This is a genomic window from Saliphagus sp. GCM10025334, assembly GCF_042663485.1.
Taxonomy (GTDB): Archaea; Halobacteriota; Halobacteria; order Halobacteriales; family Natrialbaceae; genus Natronosalvus.
In genome coordinates, this window is the sequence record NZ_JBHTAF010000001.1 from 1,232,703 (window position 1) to 1,248,444 (window position 15,742).

A 15,742-nucleotide genomic window follows, 5' to 3' on the forward strand; every position below is an offset into this window, starting at 1 on the left:
TTAGACGGCGTCCTCCAGTTCGAGTCGCGGGGCGATGCCGAGGGCTTTCATCTCGTCGAGCAGCAGTTTGAACGCGTAGCTCATCTCGATCTCGTGGATGTCGGTTTCCTCGTCGCAGTTCGGGCAGTACACCCGGCGTTGCTCGACGTTCTCGACCGCGCTCATTCCGCAGTTGCCACAGATGTGGATGAATTCGCGGTCAGACTCGTCCAGCAGGCGTTCCTTGAGCGTCATGGCCGCGCCGTGGCCGATGAACACGTCGCGCTCCATCTCCCCGATACGCAGCCCACCCTCGCGGGCGCGCCCTTCGGTGGGCTGACGGGTGAGCACCTGCACCGGCCCGCGCGAACGGGCGTGCAGTTTGTTCGAGACCATGTGGTAGAGTTTCTGGTAGAAAATGACGCCCACGAAGATTTCGGCCTCGATCTTCTCGCCGGTCACGCCCGAGTACATGACCTCCTTGCCCGCGGAGTTGAAGCCGGCCTCCTCGAGTCCGCCGCGAAGTTGGTCCTCGTCCTCGCCGAGGAACGGCGTGCCGTCGACGCGACGACCTTCCATCGCGCCGAGTTTGCCGCCGATCATCTCGAGGATGTGCCCGACGGTCATCCGCGAGGGCAGGGCGTGGGGGTTGACGACCAGGTCGGGAACGACGCCCTCCTCGGTGAAGGGCATGTCCTCCTGGGGCGCCAGGTGACCGACGACCCCCTTCTGGCCGTGGCGGCTGGCGAACTTGTCTCCGAGTTCGGGGATTCGTTCGTCACGCACCGAGACCTTCGACAGTTTCGAGCCGTCCTCGCCCTCCATCAGGGTGACGGTGTCGACGACGCCGGATTCGCCCGAACGCATCGTCACAGAGGTCTCCCGGCGCTTCTGTGGCGAGAGCCCGCCCATGTCGTCGGGTTCCTCGAGGAACCGCGGTGGGCTCGTTTTGCCGAGCAAGACGGAGTTCTCGTCGACGTTCGTCTCGGGGTTGACGAGGCCGTCCTCGTCCAGGTGGGTGTAGGCCTCCTCACCGCGAGCGCCGCGGACGTCCTGACTCGGAATCTCGAAGCGGTCTTCCTGGCCGCCGGGGTACCGGCGTTCCTCGCCCTCGTAGGTCCGGAAGAAGTGCGAGCGAGCGAGCGCCCGTTCCACGGAGGCCTTGTTCATGACGAGCGCGTCCTCGATGTTGAACCCCTCGTAGCTCATGACGGCGACGACGAAGTTCTGGGCGGCAGGGCGCTCGTCGAATCCGATCTGTTCGGTCGTCTGGGTCTTGACCATCGACAGCTGTGGGTAGTGCAGCAGGTGCTGGCGCGTGTCCGGCCGGATCCGGTAGTTCGCGCTAGGCAGGCCCAACGACTGCTTGACCATCCCCGCTCCCATCGTAATGCGCGGACTCGCGTTGTGCTCGGGGTACGGAATCATCCCCGCACCGATCCCGAAGATTAGCGAGGGATCGATCTCGAGGTGGGTGTGATCGTCGTTCAGGTCGTCCTCGTCGACGGCGACGTAGATGTCCTCTTCCTCCTCGGCGTCGATGAACTCGATGTAGCCGTGGTCGACGAGGTCCTCGAACTCGAGGTCGCCGTCGCGAAGGGCCTCGATTTCGGCGTCCGTGATGCGGGGTTCGCCGTCCTCGACGACCAACAGGGGACGGCGAGCGCGGCCCGCGTCGGCGTTGACGATGACCTCGCGCGTGCGCTCTTTCACCGAGACGTTGACCATCTCGCTGACGTCGCCGATGCGTCGCGCTTCGCGAATCTGTTCGGCCAGTTTCTCCGGGTCCGGATGCGTACCCACCAGCGACCCGTTGACGTACACCTTGGCTTCTCGTTGTTGGCTACTCATGTGTTAGTCGTCCGCACTCGTTGTCGTTCGTTCGACGCCCTCGATGCCGGGAATGCCCTCGACACCCATCGACGCCAGTTCGCGTTTCAGGTCCTGTTCGTCCTCGACGTGCTGGGAGAGCTCCATCGCCTGCGCGAAGTTCTTCACCAGCCCACAGTTCGGCCCCTCCGGCGTCTCGGAGGGACAGATGCGACCCCACTGGGTCGCGTGCAGGTCCCGCGCCTCGAAGTGTGGCTGTGAGCGCGAGAGCGGGCTCCGCAGCCGGCGCAGGTGGCTCAGGACGCCCATGAAGTCCGTTCGGTCGACCAATTGTGAGACGCCGGAGCGTCCGCCGACCCAGTTCCCCGTCGCGATGGGGTGCTCGAGTCGCTCGGTCAAGACGTCAGAGCGCACGACGGTGTTGACCGACAGGTTCCGGTTTCGCATGTTCGCGCGCTCGAGCTGGTACTTCACGTCGCGTGCCAGCTTGTTCAGCGCCGTCCGGAACAGGTCCCGCATCAGGTCGCCGCTGACCTTCAACCGCTTGTTCGCGTAGTGGTCCTTGTCGTCGGATTCGCGCCGGTTGAGCGCGAGTTCGAAACATGCCTCGGCCATCCGACAGAGGTAGTGGGCCTTGTTGATTCGCACGTCCTCCTCCTCGACACCTTCCTCGTGGAGGTGGGGCAGAAGGTAGCGGTCGATCACGTAGTTCGCCCGCTTGAGCTGGTAGTTCTTGCCCTGGCCGGAGGCGACACGCTTGCCCAGCGCCTCGATAGCCTCCTCTTTCGTCTGTACCTCCGCCTCCTCGAGGTTCTCGAGCATGTACTTGACGACCTCGGGGTCGTTCGAGACCTTGTGGACGATCTCCTCGTCGGACTCGAGACCCAGCGCGCGTACGAGGGTGACGAAGTTGATCGAGCCCGATACCGAGGGGAACGAGACCTCGAGCAGGCCGTTCCGGGTCCGCTCACACAGCACCAGGGCGCGGTAGCCACGGCGCTGACTGAAGGTTTTGGCGACCTGAATCTCGTCGCCGTACTTCGTGTCGTACTCGGCGAGAATCTTGTTCGGCGCGAGGTCCTCGCTGGTCATCAGCACCCGCTCGGAGCCGTTGACGATGAAGTAGCCGCCGGGGTCGGCAGGGTCCTCGCCAATTTCGATGAGTTCCTGGTCGGAAAAGCCGGCGATGTTACACTTCTCGGAGCCTACCATGATCGGCATCCGGCCGATCTTCGTCTCCGTCGAGTCGACGACGCGCTCGTCGCCCTCCTCACCCTTGACGATGCTCATCTCCATGAAGACGGGTGCGGAGTAGGTGATGTTGCGCAGGCGGGCCTCTTGCGGGTAGAGCAACTCCTCGGACCCGTCGGCCTCGCGAACTCGGGGTGTGACGACGCGCACGTCCCCGAGATCGACGCGGACGGGCTCCTCGCCCTCCTTGTCGCCGATGTCCGTGTCGATGGTCGCCTTCTCGTCGACGACCTCCTGCATCCCTCGCGTGAGGAAGGAGTTGAACGAGCGGTAGTGGTGCTCGGCCAGTCGTTCTTTCGAAAAATACTCCCGCGAGATGTCCCGTCTGAGTGTTCGATCCAGTTCCATTTATTCCACCACGAGTCGATAGACGACGGCCTGGTCCGTCGTTCGCGAGTTTCGCACGATCTTGATGACGTCCCCAACCTCGGCTTCGTCGGGCAGCGCCTTGTCCGTGCGTTTGATCTTCGGCAAGTCTGTACGGTCGATGTCGTACTCGTCGAGCACGTCCTCGAGTACCTCCTCGTCGAGGATGGTGTGCTCTGGCACGAGTTCGTGTTGGCTTACGTCTACCATGTGTTGTTGGTCCGGCCTACCGGGGGAGAAGCGGCTATCACGAGATACTACAGGGACGTATTGCCGGAAGGCATTTAACGGTTACTAAGTTGGCCCACAGGCACGGCTAGCCGGCCCGCCGGCCGTCACCCGTCGCCGGCGGCGTCACATACCAGTACGTACCACACGTATCGATTAAATCCTTTGCGGAGAATTGACAATCGATCGATACCAAATCTGGCCACCGTTGAATCGGTAGTGTGGCTCGAGGTCAGTCGACTCGAGAAGAAGTCTCCGACTACACGAACGGAAATCGTGTTGCGTCCCGCCCTACCAAACCGTCACCGATTGGAAAGCCTTAATACTGCGACCGGGAAACGAAGAGTTGCAGGGTGCCCGGGTGGTGTAGTGGCCCATCATACAACCCTGTCACGGTTGTGACGCGGGTTCAAATCCCGCCTCGGGCGCTTTCTCATACTTCAAATTCGTAAGCGGCTAGTTCGTCACGTTATGAACGGCAACGTGGCGATTGAGCGAGTTCCATACCCGTTCCCAGAATCTCGCATTTATCAACGAAAGCGAAGCAATCGTTTCTATGGGCAATTCGAAGAACGTTGGAGACGAGACGGAGGCAGCCATCTTGGCTCACCTCGTTGCTCGCGGCCTCAGCGTATCGATTCCTTTCGGAGACAACGACCCGTACGACCTCATCATCGATGCGGGAGAAGCCTGCCATCGCGTTCAATGTAAAACCGCGTGGAAAAACAAAGAGCACACAATCAGATTCAATACCCACTCCCAGACGACTCGAGACGGTGACTACCACGAGCAGACCTACGATGGAAAGATCGATGCCTTTCTCGTTCGCTATCCGCCGACGGAGACGTTGTACTGGGTTGATATCGAAGATGCGACGGTGCAGGAAATGGAACTTCGGTTCGAATCGAAAATGGCCCACCCATCGATAAACTGGGCAGAAGAGTACGAACTGGACGAGCAAATCCCGCTATTGACGCCGTGAGTTAGGTGAAACGTTCATCGAATACTAATTATTTAGTACGCACCGGTTTATCTTCCGGTGATGAGCGACGTCGTCCCCCGAGTCACTGTAGACTCCACTCTCGAGGCTGACGCTGTGGAGCTGTCGCCTCGAGACCCGGACCCGGAGCGTGGTCCAACGTGACCGAAACCATGCGCGTTCTGGTCGTCGACAACGACGCCAGGTTCGCCGAGTTGACGACGACGATGCTCGAGCGTGAGCGTGAGCGCGAGCGCGAGGACATCTCGGCGACGACCGTCTCGAGCGCGGATGCGGCCCTCGGCGTCCTCGAGGCCGAACCCATCGAGTGTATCGTGAGCGACTACGACATGCCTGGGATGAACGGACTCGAGTTGCTCGAGGCCGTCCGGGAACGCGATCCGGAGTTGCCCTTCATCCTGTTCACCGGGAAGGGCTCCGAGGAGATCGCGAGCGAAGCGATCGCCGCCGGGGTGACCCAGTACTTGCAGAAACAGCCCGGAAGCGACCGGTTCACCCTGCTGGCGAATCAGATCGCGAACGCCGTCTCACAGTACCGGACGGAGACCGAACTCAGGGAGAACGAACGGCGATACGAACGGACGCTGACGGCGCTCCACGACACCACGCGCGACCTGATGCGAGCGGGGACGAAGGACGAGATTTACGAGGCCGCCGTCGAAACCGCGGGCGCGATCCTCGAGGTGCCGATCGTCTCCGCGTATCGATTCGAACCCGTCGAGGGAGCGCTCGCACACGCGGCGTCGACGGCCGAGACGCGCCAGCGGCTGACGCCGGCGGAAACGATCGGGCGTGGCGACGGGCTGATCTGGGAGGCGTTCTCGGAGGGTGAACCGCAGTACTACTCCAACGTTCGGGCGGCAGGGGTAACGGACGTCGCGGACTCGGTGAGCCGGAGCAAACTCGTCGTTCCGCTCGGGACGCACGGGATCGTCGTCGCGGGAAGCGAGCGTCCCGATCGGTTCGACGAATCGATGCGGGAGTTGCTCTACATTCTGGGGGCCAACACCGAGGCCGCCCTGGACCGGGCCGAACGCGAGCAGTTACTGCGCGAACACGACCGCACGCTCACCGAGCAAAACGAGGAACTGACCCGGTTGAACCACACGAACGAGATCGTTCGGGCGATCAACCGTGGAATCGCCAAGGCCTCGACCCGCGAGGAGATCGAGCGGACGGTCTGTCAGCGCCTCGCCGAAACCGATCGCTACCTCTGTGCGTGGATCACCGCGGGCCAGGAGACGCCGTCGCCGACCGTCTGGGAAGGAATCGACGTCACCTACGTCGACCGCGTTCGCGAGGACGGGCCTGCGGCGCCCGAAGCGGCCCTGATCGAACGCGCGCTCGAGACCGAATCGGTGCAGGTCGTCGAGAACGTGCTCGACGACGAGGCGTGGGCCGACCGGCGAAAGGCCGCGCTCACCTACGGCTACCAGACGGTGCTCGCCGTGCCGCTGGTCGACGCCGAACGGCGGTACGGCGCCATCGTAGTCCACGCCCCACAGGCCGACGCGATCAGCGAGAGCGAGCGCGAGGTCCTGGGCGAACTTGGCGAGACGATCGGCCACGCGATACGATCGGTCGAGCGCACCCGGGCGATGCTCACCGACAGCCGACTCGAGATCGAACTCGAGTGCCAGGACCCGCAATTGCTGTTCAATCGGCTCGGAACGATCGCCCTCGGGACGATTACCCTGGAAGGCATCATCGATCGGGCCCAGGAGACCGTCCTGTTCGTCTCGATCGAAGAACCGCCGGTCGATGAGATCCTCGACCTGGCGGAGCGATGGGCGGTGGTCGACTCCCTCTCGGTCGTCTCCGACGGCGAGGAGTCGACGTTATTCGAGGTGACGATCACGCCGACGCCGTTCGTCGAGATACTGCGAGAGTACGACGCCCACGTGACGTCAACCACGACGAGCGACGACGTAACGACCATCGCGCTGTCGGTCCCGAGCCAGATCGACACGCGGGCACTAGTCGAATCGATACGAGACCACTATCCGGAAACTGAGCTGGCGGCTCGCCGGGAGACGACGTCGAGCGTCTCGAGTACCCGGTTCGACGCGCGACTCGAGGAGTCGCTGACGGCCAAACAGTTCGAGGCGCTGCAAGCGGCCCACTACAGCGGCTTTTTCGAGTGGCCGCGCGAGAGTACGGGCGAGGATCTCGCCGCAGCCCTCGACGTGACGCCGCCGACCTACCACTATCACCTGCGAGCGGCCCAGCGAAAGTTGGTCTCGCTGGCGTTCGGACCCGAATCTAATTAATTAGTGCTCCGTTTTCGAACCCTCCAAACAGATAGAAGCTATTTTTAATGGCCCCGCGTCCATACCATTAGTTGGCGATCTGAGACAGACTGTCGCCACCCCCCCCCCCCCTTAACCCCCCACCCCACTTTTCAGACCCCTGAGTGTCGACTCGATTGTCAGCCGTGAGTTTATATACTAACGAGCGGCCAGACCGGCCATGCGACCACCGCATCGGTTCGGCGCGGACGACAGGGCGATCGAAGGACTCCCCATCAGGTTGATCATCGCGCTCGTCGTCGGCGTCGCGAGCCTGGCGATCATGATGAGCATGCTCGGTGGCATCGGCACGCTGGCCGAGACGGAAACGGACGTCGAGATCGACCCCGTGACGGTCGACGCCGGTCGAACGACGAGCGTCGACCTCACCGTTCTCGGAGACGACGGCAACACCGTCGAAGGCGCGACCGTCATCGTCATGAGCGACGACGCCTGGCTGGACTCGGCCGTCAAGGGCGAGACCGGAAGCGACGGCACGGTTACCCTGCGACTCGACCCGACGCTCAGACAGGGCCAGCGAACCGGGACGCTCCAGGTCGACGTCGTCCCGCCGACGAACACCGACTACGTCGACGACCAGTCGAACACCGAAATCGTCGTTATCGAGAACTGAGCCTACCCCTCCCACTCGATCCACTCACGCTCCCAGCCGGTTCGAGACTGGGCACGGCGCGTGGCGTGTTCGACGTCCTCTCGAGCCGTCCGGTTGCGCTCGACGGCCCCGACCTGCTCGCCGTCGACGAGCAGCGGTTCGAACGAGACGGCGCCGAATCGCTCGGTCGTACCGTCGGGACGACGCGCCTCGAGGTGCTGGGGCTGAGCGCCCCGCGGATACACGAGCCGGCCGCCCTCGCGACACTGCTCGAGCAAGTCCCTGGGCGGCGAAACGGTCGCCGCCTCGAGTAAAATCCGATCGAACGGCGCGTACGCCGGCAACCCGCGGGCCCCGTCTCGACAGTCGACGAGGACGCCGCCGTAGCCTGCTCGCTCGAGGTTCTCGCGAGCCTCGTACACCATCGGGCGCGCGATGTCGACGGCGTGGACGTTGGTCTCGCCGACGAGTTCCGCGAGAACGGCGGCGGTGTAGCCGACGCCGGCGCCGACCACGAGGACGGAGTCGCCGCGTCGGGGGGCGAGCGCCTCGAGGAGTCGTGCGACCGTGCTGGGTGCCAGTACGCGCGTTCCGTGACACTCGTGGGCTCGATCGGCGTAGGCCGCCGACTCGTCCTCGACGAACTCGTGGCGCGGGACGTCGCGCATGGCGACAGCGAGCGATTCGTCCGCGAGGACGCCTTTCGACTCGTGGACGAGGCCGTCGACCATGTCCTCGCGCAGTACCGCCGGGTCCATAGAGACGGTATCGCCGCGACGGTAATCAACGACTCGCTTGCTGTGAGCAACTCGTCGTCACGTCAGGCGACCGGGTGCCGTCCAGCGAGCACCGCGTACGCCGTTCCGGGTACCGACTCGACGGTCCACCGCTCGAGGCCCGCTCGCTCGAACCACTCGCGATACCGATCGGTCGCGTAGACGCGCCCCGCCGTCGTCTCGAGCAGCATATCCACGGCGGCCCGCGTCGCTGCCGACCCCTCGAGTCGTTCCGCGACGACGAGCCAACCCCCCGGTCCGAGGCCGTCCACTGCGGCATCGACGAAGGTTTCGTTCGCCGCTGGACCGAGGCGCGACAGCTGATCGATGGCGACGATCAGGTCGAACCGGTCCGCGGTGGCCCCCTCGAGCGTTTCCGACAACCCATCGGGGATGCTTCCCTCGAGCACGTCCACCGGTTCGCGGGCGAGAATAGCTCGCGAGTCGTCGACGGCTTCCGGGCCGTCGTACAGCGTGACGTCGACCCCGCGGCGCACGAACTCGACGGCACGGGTCCCCGGCGCACCACCGACCTCTAGGACGCGTCGGGCCTCGGGAGCGACGCGAATCGCCGCGGTGACGAGCGCACGGGTCGTCGCCTCGTCCGCGGTCGCTGCCCTGCCGAGACGGTTTCGCCGCTCGGTGTCCGTCTCGGTCGGCCGGTCGTCGGTCAGGAGCCAGTCGGTCTCGAGGCCGCGGTCCAGCCGATCCAGGGCTGCAGGAAGCGACCCGATGGACCGGACGTCCGTCTTCGCCAGGAAGCCGAGCGAGCGATTCGTGGGTTCGTACGCGCCTCCGACGTCCTCGAGGAATCCCTCGGCCTCGAGGACGTCGACGAGCGTCTCGGCCGCGCGTTCGCTCAGGTCGGTTTCGCTCGCCAGGTCGGTCGGCGTGTCCGCGGTGGTCATCAGCGCCTCGAGCGCGCCGGTCTCGCGGGCGGCGCGCAGGAGCAAGCAGAGTTCGAGCGATGGCGTTGCGCGTGGCTGTGACATGTCGTCTCTGGTCGTCGATGGTGCGCCGGGTCGAAAAAGCACGCGTACTCGTTCGCCGGTCGCCGTTTCTCTCAGCCACGCATTCGAACGAACCGCACCGCCCCGCGGTCCTCGCGCTCGAGGGAGCCGTCCTCGCGCTTTCGAGCGAACGTCAGCGTCTGGGAGCCCAGCCCGCCCTCGAGCGGCGCGAGGAGTCGACCGCCCGGACGGACCTGCTCGACGACCGGGTCGGGGAACGCGGAAGCCGCGCAGGTCAGGTAGGCCGCGTCGTAGGGTGCGTGCTCGGGCCATCCGTCGCGCCCGTCGCCGGTCCGGACGTCGACGTCTCCGTAGCCGAGGTCGGCGAGGCGACCTCGCGCGTCGTCGGCGAGTTCGGGATCGTACTCGACGCTGTAGACGTTGTCGGCGCCGACCAGTTCGGCGGTGATCGCAGCGTGGTAGCCACACCCCGTGCCGATCTCGAGGACGGCGTCGTCGGATTCGAGGGCGAGTTCGTCGGCCATGACGGCGACCATGTGCGGGGCGCTGATCGTCTGGCCGTTGCCGATGGGGAGGGGACGATCGACGTATGCGTTCGTCTGCCGGTCGTCGGGGACGAACGCGTGCCGGGGGACGGCCTCGAGCGCCGACTTGACGCGGTCGTCGATTTCGTTTCGGGCGGCGACGGTCTCGGCGAGTCGTTCGCGTTCGTCGCGTCGGTCTCGGGAGGTGTCGTGCGTCATGGCCTCGTTCTCGATATGAGTCGGAGTCGTTATCGCGAGTTGAGCGTGCGCAGGAGCGGGAAACTCGTTACCAGGCCGACCAGGCCGTGCTCGTCTCGTCGTAGGCGTAGACCCGCTTGACGTCCTTCGCGAAGGCCATGTCGCCGGGCTCCTCGAAGCGGTCCCGGTGGTAGCCCTCGGCGTCGCCGCGGACGACGAACGCGTCGATCTCGAACTCGTCGTCGCCGAAGGAGTCGGTCTCCCCGACGGTGAACTCGTAGTCCCCGGGAACGTAGACGGTGAGACTCCGGCTATCCTCTCGCCGGCCGTCCTGGGGGTGGATCGTGACGTTGACCGAGACGTTGTCGACCTCGCGGGTCCAGACGGTCACGGCCTCGTCGGCGGGTGCCGACTCGACGCGTTTGTCCCTCTCGAGTTCGACGCTCGTGACCCGGACGGTCGCGAGCACGTCATCGGTCTCGAGGAGGAACTCGTCGCCCACCTCGACGGTCTCGTCCTCGGGCGTGGTCACGTTCGCGGTGAAGGACTCGCCGTCCTGGGAGACGACGACGTCGAGGGTCACCTCGCGGTCGGGTTCGGGCTGGATCTTGTGGACGTGGCCGCACTCGCCACAGCGGACGGTGAGGCTGCCGCCGCCGGGCGAGAGCACCTCGTGGACCGTCTCGAGGTCGGGCGAACACGACGGACAGGGCGTCGGGATGCGGTCCTGGTCCTGGGCGTGGGTATCGCTCATAGCACGCCCCTACAGGCTCCGGGCGTAAAAGACGATTGAAGCGGGTCCGGCGCTCGAGGAGGGTTCCCCACACACTGCATGGCCACGGACCACCCGCCGTGGCGCGCGCCGAGCCGTGGCGAACCGTCAGTGAGCCGTGGGTCGACTCATGCAAGGGATTCGCGAGCCAGCGGCGAGCGAAGCGGCTGGGGAGGGCGAGGCGGCTAGAGAGGGTGAGGCCTGCGTTCGTGGTTGCTCTCGAGCGAGACCGGGGCTCGAGGGGCGAGTTACCTGGGAAGACAAGCCCTCGAGACGGCAGAATCGACAGTCGACGACTCGAAGACGGCGTGATGACAGGCGTCTCGAGACGAAAACGCCGAGAACATCCACGGAGACGCCCCAAAACGACTACTCGCCCGTCGGCAGCGCCACTTCCTCGCCGTCGGCGTACACCGTCGGCTCGCGGAGAATCCCGTCGAGGTGAATCGGTGCCTCCACGTCGCCGCCGATCCCCGCATCGTCGCCGATCGCGATGTGGACCGTCCCGGCCGCCTTCTCGTCCAGCAGGACGCTTCCGACCAGCGTCGTCACCGCGACGTTCGTCCCGATACCCAGTTCCGCCAGGTTGTACGCCGCGTCGCCGACCTCCTCGGCCGCCGTCTCGACCGTCTCGCGGATCTCCGAATCCGAAATCCGGGTGACGAGGCCGTCTTCGACCTCGAACTCGAGCGTCTGACCTGGCTCGAGCAACCCGTGGGGCATCATGGTCCCGTCGACGACGAAGGTCCCGTCGGCGGTTTCGGGGCTGACGAACACCTCGCCGGCGGGGAGATTCGACATTCGGCCGGGTTCGTGGACGATGCCGGTGTCCGAGAGGAACTGCCGGTCGCCGATGCCGAACGTGACGTCGGTGCCGATTGACGTCGTCACGCGAACCTCGTCGGCACCATCGACCTGCTCGCGAACGTCCGCACAGTGGGCCGCGATCGTCTCGTAGTCGGCGTCCAGGCCGGTGGTGAAGACGTCCTCGGTGATTCCCGGGAGGGTCGCGACGCGAGCGCCGGCCTCGTTGGCCTCCGTTCGTGCCCGAGTGTGGCTCAGGCTCTTGCTCGTCGGCGCGAGGACGACGTCCGCGTCGGCCATCGCGGCCGCTACGGGCGCTGGTGGCTCGCCGCCGTGGGTCTCCCCCGGCGGATAGCGCACGATCACCGCGTCGTCGGTGATCTCGCTCGCCACCTCGTAGAGGGCCGCCCCGATCTGGACCCGCTTGTCGTCGGTAACGACGACGCACGATTCGTCGGGCTCGAGAGCCAGGCACTGTCGAACGGCGGTCTCAGCAGGTGATCGAAGATCCGTCATGGATACAGATCGACGGACGGTTCGGAAAGGTGTTCCGGACGGCAAAAATTACAGGGCATCGACGTGTTCGGAATACCGACGACCACGGCGTTCGATCATCCGTGAGAGTGCCTCGAGCGCGTCGAGCGCGGGGCACTCGGGCGCAACCGCGCGAAGCGGGCGCCCCAACGACTGCGCCTCGGTGATCGCCGGTCGCGTCTCGATCCGCACTACCGGGGCGCCGAAGTGGCGCTCGACGGAATCGAGCAGGCGTTCGTCCCGGCGAGAGCGCGATCGGTTGACCACGACCGCCGCGATCGGCGTCTCGAGCGCCAGGGCGAGCTGGTGGGTTCGATACGCGTCGTGGATGGCGACCTTAGATGGCGTCGTGACGAGCATCGCCGCGTCCGCGCTCGCGAGTTGTACTCCCACGTCGCGGGCCAGTCCGGCCGGGCAGTCGACGACGACGCGGCCGAAGCGTCGGTCGAGTGCGTCCACGACGCGTGGGAGTTCGGCGAGGTCCGACGCTCGAGCGCCCTCGAGGGTGCGACCGCAGGGGAGGATCCGGACGGGCCCGGTCGAATCGACGGCGTCCAGGGGCGTCGCCCGGCCGACGAGAACGTCGTGGAGGTCCGGACCGCGTCCGGATCCCGTCGGGAGGTCGGCGGCGGCGAGGTCCGCGTCGACGACGACCGCTCCGAGTTCGGCGCCGAGGTTCAACGCCATCGTCGACTTGCCGACGCCGCCTTTTCCGCCGGCGACGGCGACGATCATCGTTCCAGGGGATCTCGAGGGAGGTGGGTAACTCGAGAGGGGCAGGGTATTCGAGATGAGTTGGTGTCTCCAGCGGAGTTGATGACTCGAGAACGGTCCGCGGACTCGGGGGGAGCACCAGTATCGTGGCCGGGTTCGGGATCACGATCCAAATCTCGCGCGGCATCGGAATCCCAACTGGAGCCACCGTCCAGAACCGCACCGACCGGCGCCCACGGCGCGAGCGACGCCAGGACGTCGTCCGGTCGGACCGGTCCGTTCTCGCCGTCCGCCCGTTCGGCCGATACGAGTTCGACTGGCGACTCGAGTGTCGCCTCGAGGTCGGTTCGAACGTCGGTGGGACCGGTGGTTCGACCATCGGTTCGAGCGTCAGTGATATCGGCGGATCCGTCGGACGCCAGCGTCCGCTCGACCGTCGTCGCATCGTCGACCGCCTCGGACACCGGCGTCGCGAATCCGAACCCCCGGCGACGGCCGGGCTCGAGACGGGCCGTCCACTCGTCGTTCGACCACCTGGCCGTCGTCCCCTCACCGTTTCGCGGCGCCCACGTCGGTCCGGGCACGGCACTTCGCACGCGGACGCGCTGGGGCGTCGTGTACGTGTTCCACACCGTCGCGCAGACGAACGCCACCCCGGAGACGGTCGTCGCCGTCGCCTCAACCTCGACCATGGTCGTTCCTGTCGCCCACTGGTATTTAAACTCGAGCACGGTAGCTTCCCGACGATACGGCGGCTTCCCGACGGCACGGCGCTCGAGACTGGGGTCGACGATGGATCGGCGAACGGTAAGGCTGGCGAGTGCGAGGCAGCGAACTCGAGGCGACTGCGACCGAGATCCGAACGATCAAATCCGTGAGTCCACTGGGGACGGGCATGGAGGTTCTGCTCCGGTTGCTGGCGTTGCTCGCCGTCGTGCTCGCCGGGGCCGGACTCCGATCGGCCGGGATCCTCGACGCGACGCGGACGACGCGGCTGAACGCCGCCACCTACTACGTCGCGCTGCCGGCCCTGATCTTCGTCGCCACCTACGACCAGGCGATCGCGTCGCTGCTCTCGCCGGCCCTCTTCGTCGGCATCGTCGCCGTCCTGGCGACCACGGCGGCGCTGGCGTGGGCCGTCCACCGCAATCGCGACTCGAGCGCCCGGCGGAGCGTCGCCGTCGTCCAGTCGTACCACTCGAACCTGGGCTACCTGGGGATTCCACTCGTGGCGGCGACTTTCGATGCGAGCGTAACCGCGATCGCGAGCGTGATCCTCGGCATCGCGACGCTGCTTCAGGCGCCCCTGACGATCACGATTCTCGTGGCGTTCAACGGGGCCGAAACGAGCGCGAGACGCCAGTTCGTTCGACTCCTCGGGAACCCCGTCCTGGTCGCACTGGTCGCCGGCATGGTCGTCGGCTCGCTGGGCCTCTCGGTGCCAGGGCCGTTCGTCACTGGCCTCGACGCACTCGCCACCCTGGCGCTTCCGCTCGCGCTCGTCTGCGTCGGCGCCTCCCTCGAGTTCGATCTTCCCGAACTCGATCCCGTCGCGACCGGTGCCGTGACCGCGATGAAGGTCGCGGTCATGCCCGCCGTCGCCTGGGTGGTCTTCTCCGCGCTGGCGGTCGACGGCGCGACGTTCACCGCCGCGGTCGTCATGCTGGCGATGCCGACGGCCGTCTCCACGTATGTCTTCTCGAGCGAACTCGGCGGCGACGAACGGTTCGCCTCGCTCAACGTCTTCGTGACGACGGTCGCGTCCGTGTTGACGCTGTTCGTCGTTATCGCGCTCGTCGGCGGCGCGTAAACGCGTCGGCGATTCGAGAGACGGCGCGACGAAACGGCCGAACCGTATATAGTGCTCCCGCGGTGACAGCAGGCATGAACGTTCCCAAGGCCGCGCGAACCGGCGAGGCCACCCTCGAGGAGATCCAGACCGCCGTCGTCGGGGAGTCCGAGCGACTCGAGACGATACTGACCGCCATCCTCGCGCAGGGCCACGTCCTGCTCGAGGACGTCCCCGGGACGGGGAAGACGCTCACCGCCCAGACGATCGCAACGGCGCTCGACCTCGAGTTCAACCGCGTCCAGTTCACGCCCGACTTGCTCCCGGCGGACATCACGGGAACGCACATCTACAACGAACACGACGCAACTTTTGAGTTCGAACGCGGTCCGATCTTCGCGAACGTCGTCCTCGCCGACGAAATCAACCGCGCGCCGCCGAAGACCCAGGCCGCCCTACTCGAGGCGATGGGCGAGGGGCAGGTGTCGGTAGCCGGGGACACGTACGACCTGCCGGAGCCGTTTTTCGTTATCGCGACTCAGAACCCCGTCGAGCAGGAGGGGACGTTCCCGCTCCCGGAGGCCCAGATCGACCGGTTCATGGTCAAGACGTCGATGGGGTACCCCGACCGCGACGGCGAGTTGACGCTGATCGATCGCCGGGCGAGTCGCCACTCGCGGACGCCCACGGTCGAGCCCGTCGTCGACCGCGAGGCGGTGCTGGCGCTACAGGACGTTCCCGAGACGGTGACCGTCGATCCCGCCATCCGGGCGTACCTGATCGACGTTTGCCGGGCGACCCGTACCGACGACCGCGTCCAGGTCGGCGTCTCGCCGCGAGGCATTCAGCGACTGTTCGAGGCCAGTCGGGCACGGGCGGTGCTCGCCGGACGGGACTACGTCGCTCCAGAGGACGTTCACGCGGTCGTGCACCCGATCCTCGACCATCGACTGGTGCTGACGACCGAGGCGGACGTTCGCGGCGTCGACCGGGGAACGGTGATTGACAGCGCGCTCAACGGCGTTCAGGTGCCGTCGATGGGCGAGTGAGGGGCAAGGAGCTCGAGGGGTTCGGTGACCGACTGGCTCGAGGGGTTCGGTGGTAG

Annotated in this window: 15 protein-coding genes and 1 tRNA gene; 6 read left to right on the forward strand and 10 right to left on the reverse strand. The window is 65.8% G+C overall.

From position 1 onward, the window contains the following. The 3 genes from rpoB to ACFQO4_RS05755 are packed head-to-tail and all read right to left on the reverse strand — an operon-like array spanning position 1 to position 3,636. Positions 1-1,830, reverse strand: coding sequence for a DNA-directed RNA polymerase subunit B (gene rpoB, locus ACFQO4_RS05745; RefSeq protein ID WP_254159408.1), 1,830 nt, complete (start codon positions 1,828-1,830; stop codon positions 1-3). A 3-nt stretch (positions 1,831-1,833) separates the two neighbouring features. Beyond that, entirely contained in the window at positions 1,834-3,408 is a 1,575-nt protein-coding gene (locus ACFQO4_RS05750) for a DNA-directed RNA polymerase subunit B'' (protein WP_253432635.1), read from the reverse strand. Beyond that, the gene (locus ACFQO4_RS05755; RefSeq protein ID WP_254159406.1) at positions 3,409-3,636 is read right to left on the reverse strand and encodes a DNA-directed RNA polymerase subunit H; all 228 of its coding nucleotides are present in this window, start codon (positions 3,634-3,636) and stop codon (positions 3,409-3,411) included. A gap of 373 nt (positions 3,637-4,009) precedes the next feature. On the opposite strand from ACFQO4_RS05755, the gene ACFQO4_RS05760 reads away from it, so the two are divergent. The 4 genes from ACFQO4_RS05760 to ACFQO4_RS05775 all read left to right on the forward strand — a co-directional run bounded on the left by ACFQO4_RS05760 (position 4,010) and on the right by ACFQO4_RS05775 (position 7,576). Next, positions 4,010-4,082, forward strand: a tRNA-Asp gene (locus tag ACFQO4_RS05760). A gap of 128 nt (positions 4,083-4,210) precedes the next feature. Beyond that, on the forward strand, positions 4,211-4,636 hold the full coding sequence (locus ACFQO4_RS05765; RefSeq protein ID WP_500260468.1) for a group I intron-associated PD-(D/E)XK endonuclease: 426 nt from the start codon (positions 4,211-4,213) through the stop codon (positions 4,634-4,636). A gap of 158 nt (positions 4,637-4,794) precedes the next feature. Beyond that, positions 4,795-6,924 carry a bacterio-opsin activator domain-containing protein gene (locus tag ACFQO4_RS05770; RefSeq protein ID WP_500259989.1) on the forward strand — a complete coding sequence of 710 codons (2,130 nt, stop codon included), beginning with the start codon at positions 4,795-4,797 and terminating at the stop codon, positions 6,922-6,924. A gap of 199 nt (positions 6,925-7,123) precedes the next feature. Continuing rightward, complete coding sequence (locus ACFQO4_RS05775; RefSeq protein ID WP_253432625.1) at positions 7,124-7,576, forward strand: DUF7382 domain-containing protein; 453 nt, start codon at positions 7,124-7,126, stop codon at positions 7,574-7,576. A 2-nt stretch (positions 7,577-7,578) separates the two neighbouring features. Here ACFQO4_RS05775 and ACFQO4_RS05780 read toward each other — a convergent pair whose 3' ends face one another. From ACFQO4_RS05780 to ACFQO4_RS05810, 7 genes are all read right to left on the reverse strand, one after another. Further along, positions 7,579-8,313, reverse strand: a complete 735-nt coding sequence (locus ACFQO4_RS05780) for a protein-L-isoaspartate O-methyltransferase family protein (protein WP_500259990.1) — start codon at positions 8,311-8,313, stop codon at positions 7,579-7,581. A 62-nt stretch (positions 8,314-8,375) separates the two neighbouring features. After that, positions 8,376-9,323, reverse strand: a complete 948-nt coding sequence (locus tag ACFQO4_RS05785) for a class I SAM-dependent methyltransferase (RefSeq protein ID WP_500259991.1) — start codon at positions 9,321-9,323, stop codon at positions 8,376-8,378. A gap of 71 nt (positions 9,324-9,394) precedes the next feature. Continuing rightward, positions 9,395-10,045 (reverse strand): protein-L-isoaspartate(D-aspartate) O-methyltransferase, encoded by a 651-nt coding sequence (locus ACFQO4_RS05790; RefSeq protein ID WP_500259992.1) that lies wholly within the window; start codon positions 10,043-10,045, stop codon positions 9,395-9,397. 67 nt (positions 10,046-10,112) lie between these two features. Next, positions 10,113-10,778: an HVO_0476 family zinc finger protein gene (locus ACFQO4_RS05795; RefSeq protein WP_500259993.1), complete on the reverse strand. Its 666-nt coding sequence runs from the start codon at positions 10,776-10,778 to the stop codon at positions 10,113-10,115. 387 nt (positions 10,779-11,165) lie between these two features. Then, complete coding sequence (locus ACFQO4_RS05800) at positions 11,166-12,116, reverse strand: aminopeptidase (protein WP_500259994.1); 951 nt, start codon at positions 12,114-12,116, stop codon at positions 11,166-11,168. Positions 12,117-12,164: 48 nt separating this feature from the next. Continuing rightward, positions 12,165-12,869 (reverse strand): MinD/ParA family ATP-binding protein, encoded by a 705-nt coding sequence (locus tag ACFQO4_RS05805; protein ID WP_500259995.1) that lies wholly within the window; start codon positions 12,867-12,869, stop codon positions 12,165-12,167. Continuing rightward, on the reverse strand, positions 12,866-13,540 hold the full coding sequence (locus ACFQO4_RS05810; RefSeq protein WP_500259996.1) for a DUF7857 domain-containing protein: 675 nt from the start codon (positions 13,538-13,540) through the stop codon (positions 12,866-12,868). The genes ACFQO4_RS05805 and ACFQO4_RS05810 overlap by 4 nt, the downstream gene beginning before the upstream one ends. Positions 13,541-13,743: 203 nt before the next feature. Between ACFQO4_RS05810 and ACFQO4_RS05815 the strand changes: the two genes are divergently transcribed. Together ACFQO4_RS05815 and ACFQO4_RS05820 are read left to right on the forward strand one after the other, a co-directional pair. Beyond that, the gene (locus ACFQO4_RS05815) at positions 13,744-14,658 is read left to right on the forward strand and encodes an AEC family transporter (protein WP_500260469.1); all 915 of its coding nucleotides are present in this window, start codon (positions 13,744-13,746) and stop codon (positions 14,656-14,658) included. Positions 14,659-14,732: 74 nt separating this feature from the next. Next, positions 14,733-15,686 (forward strand): AAA family ATPase, encoded by a 954-nt coding sequence (locus ACFQO4_RS05820; RefSeq protein WP_500259997.1) that lies wholly within the window; start codon positions 14,733-14,735, stop codon positions 15,684-15,686. Positions 15,687-15,742 lie beyond the last annotated feature (56 nt).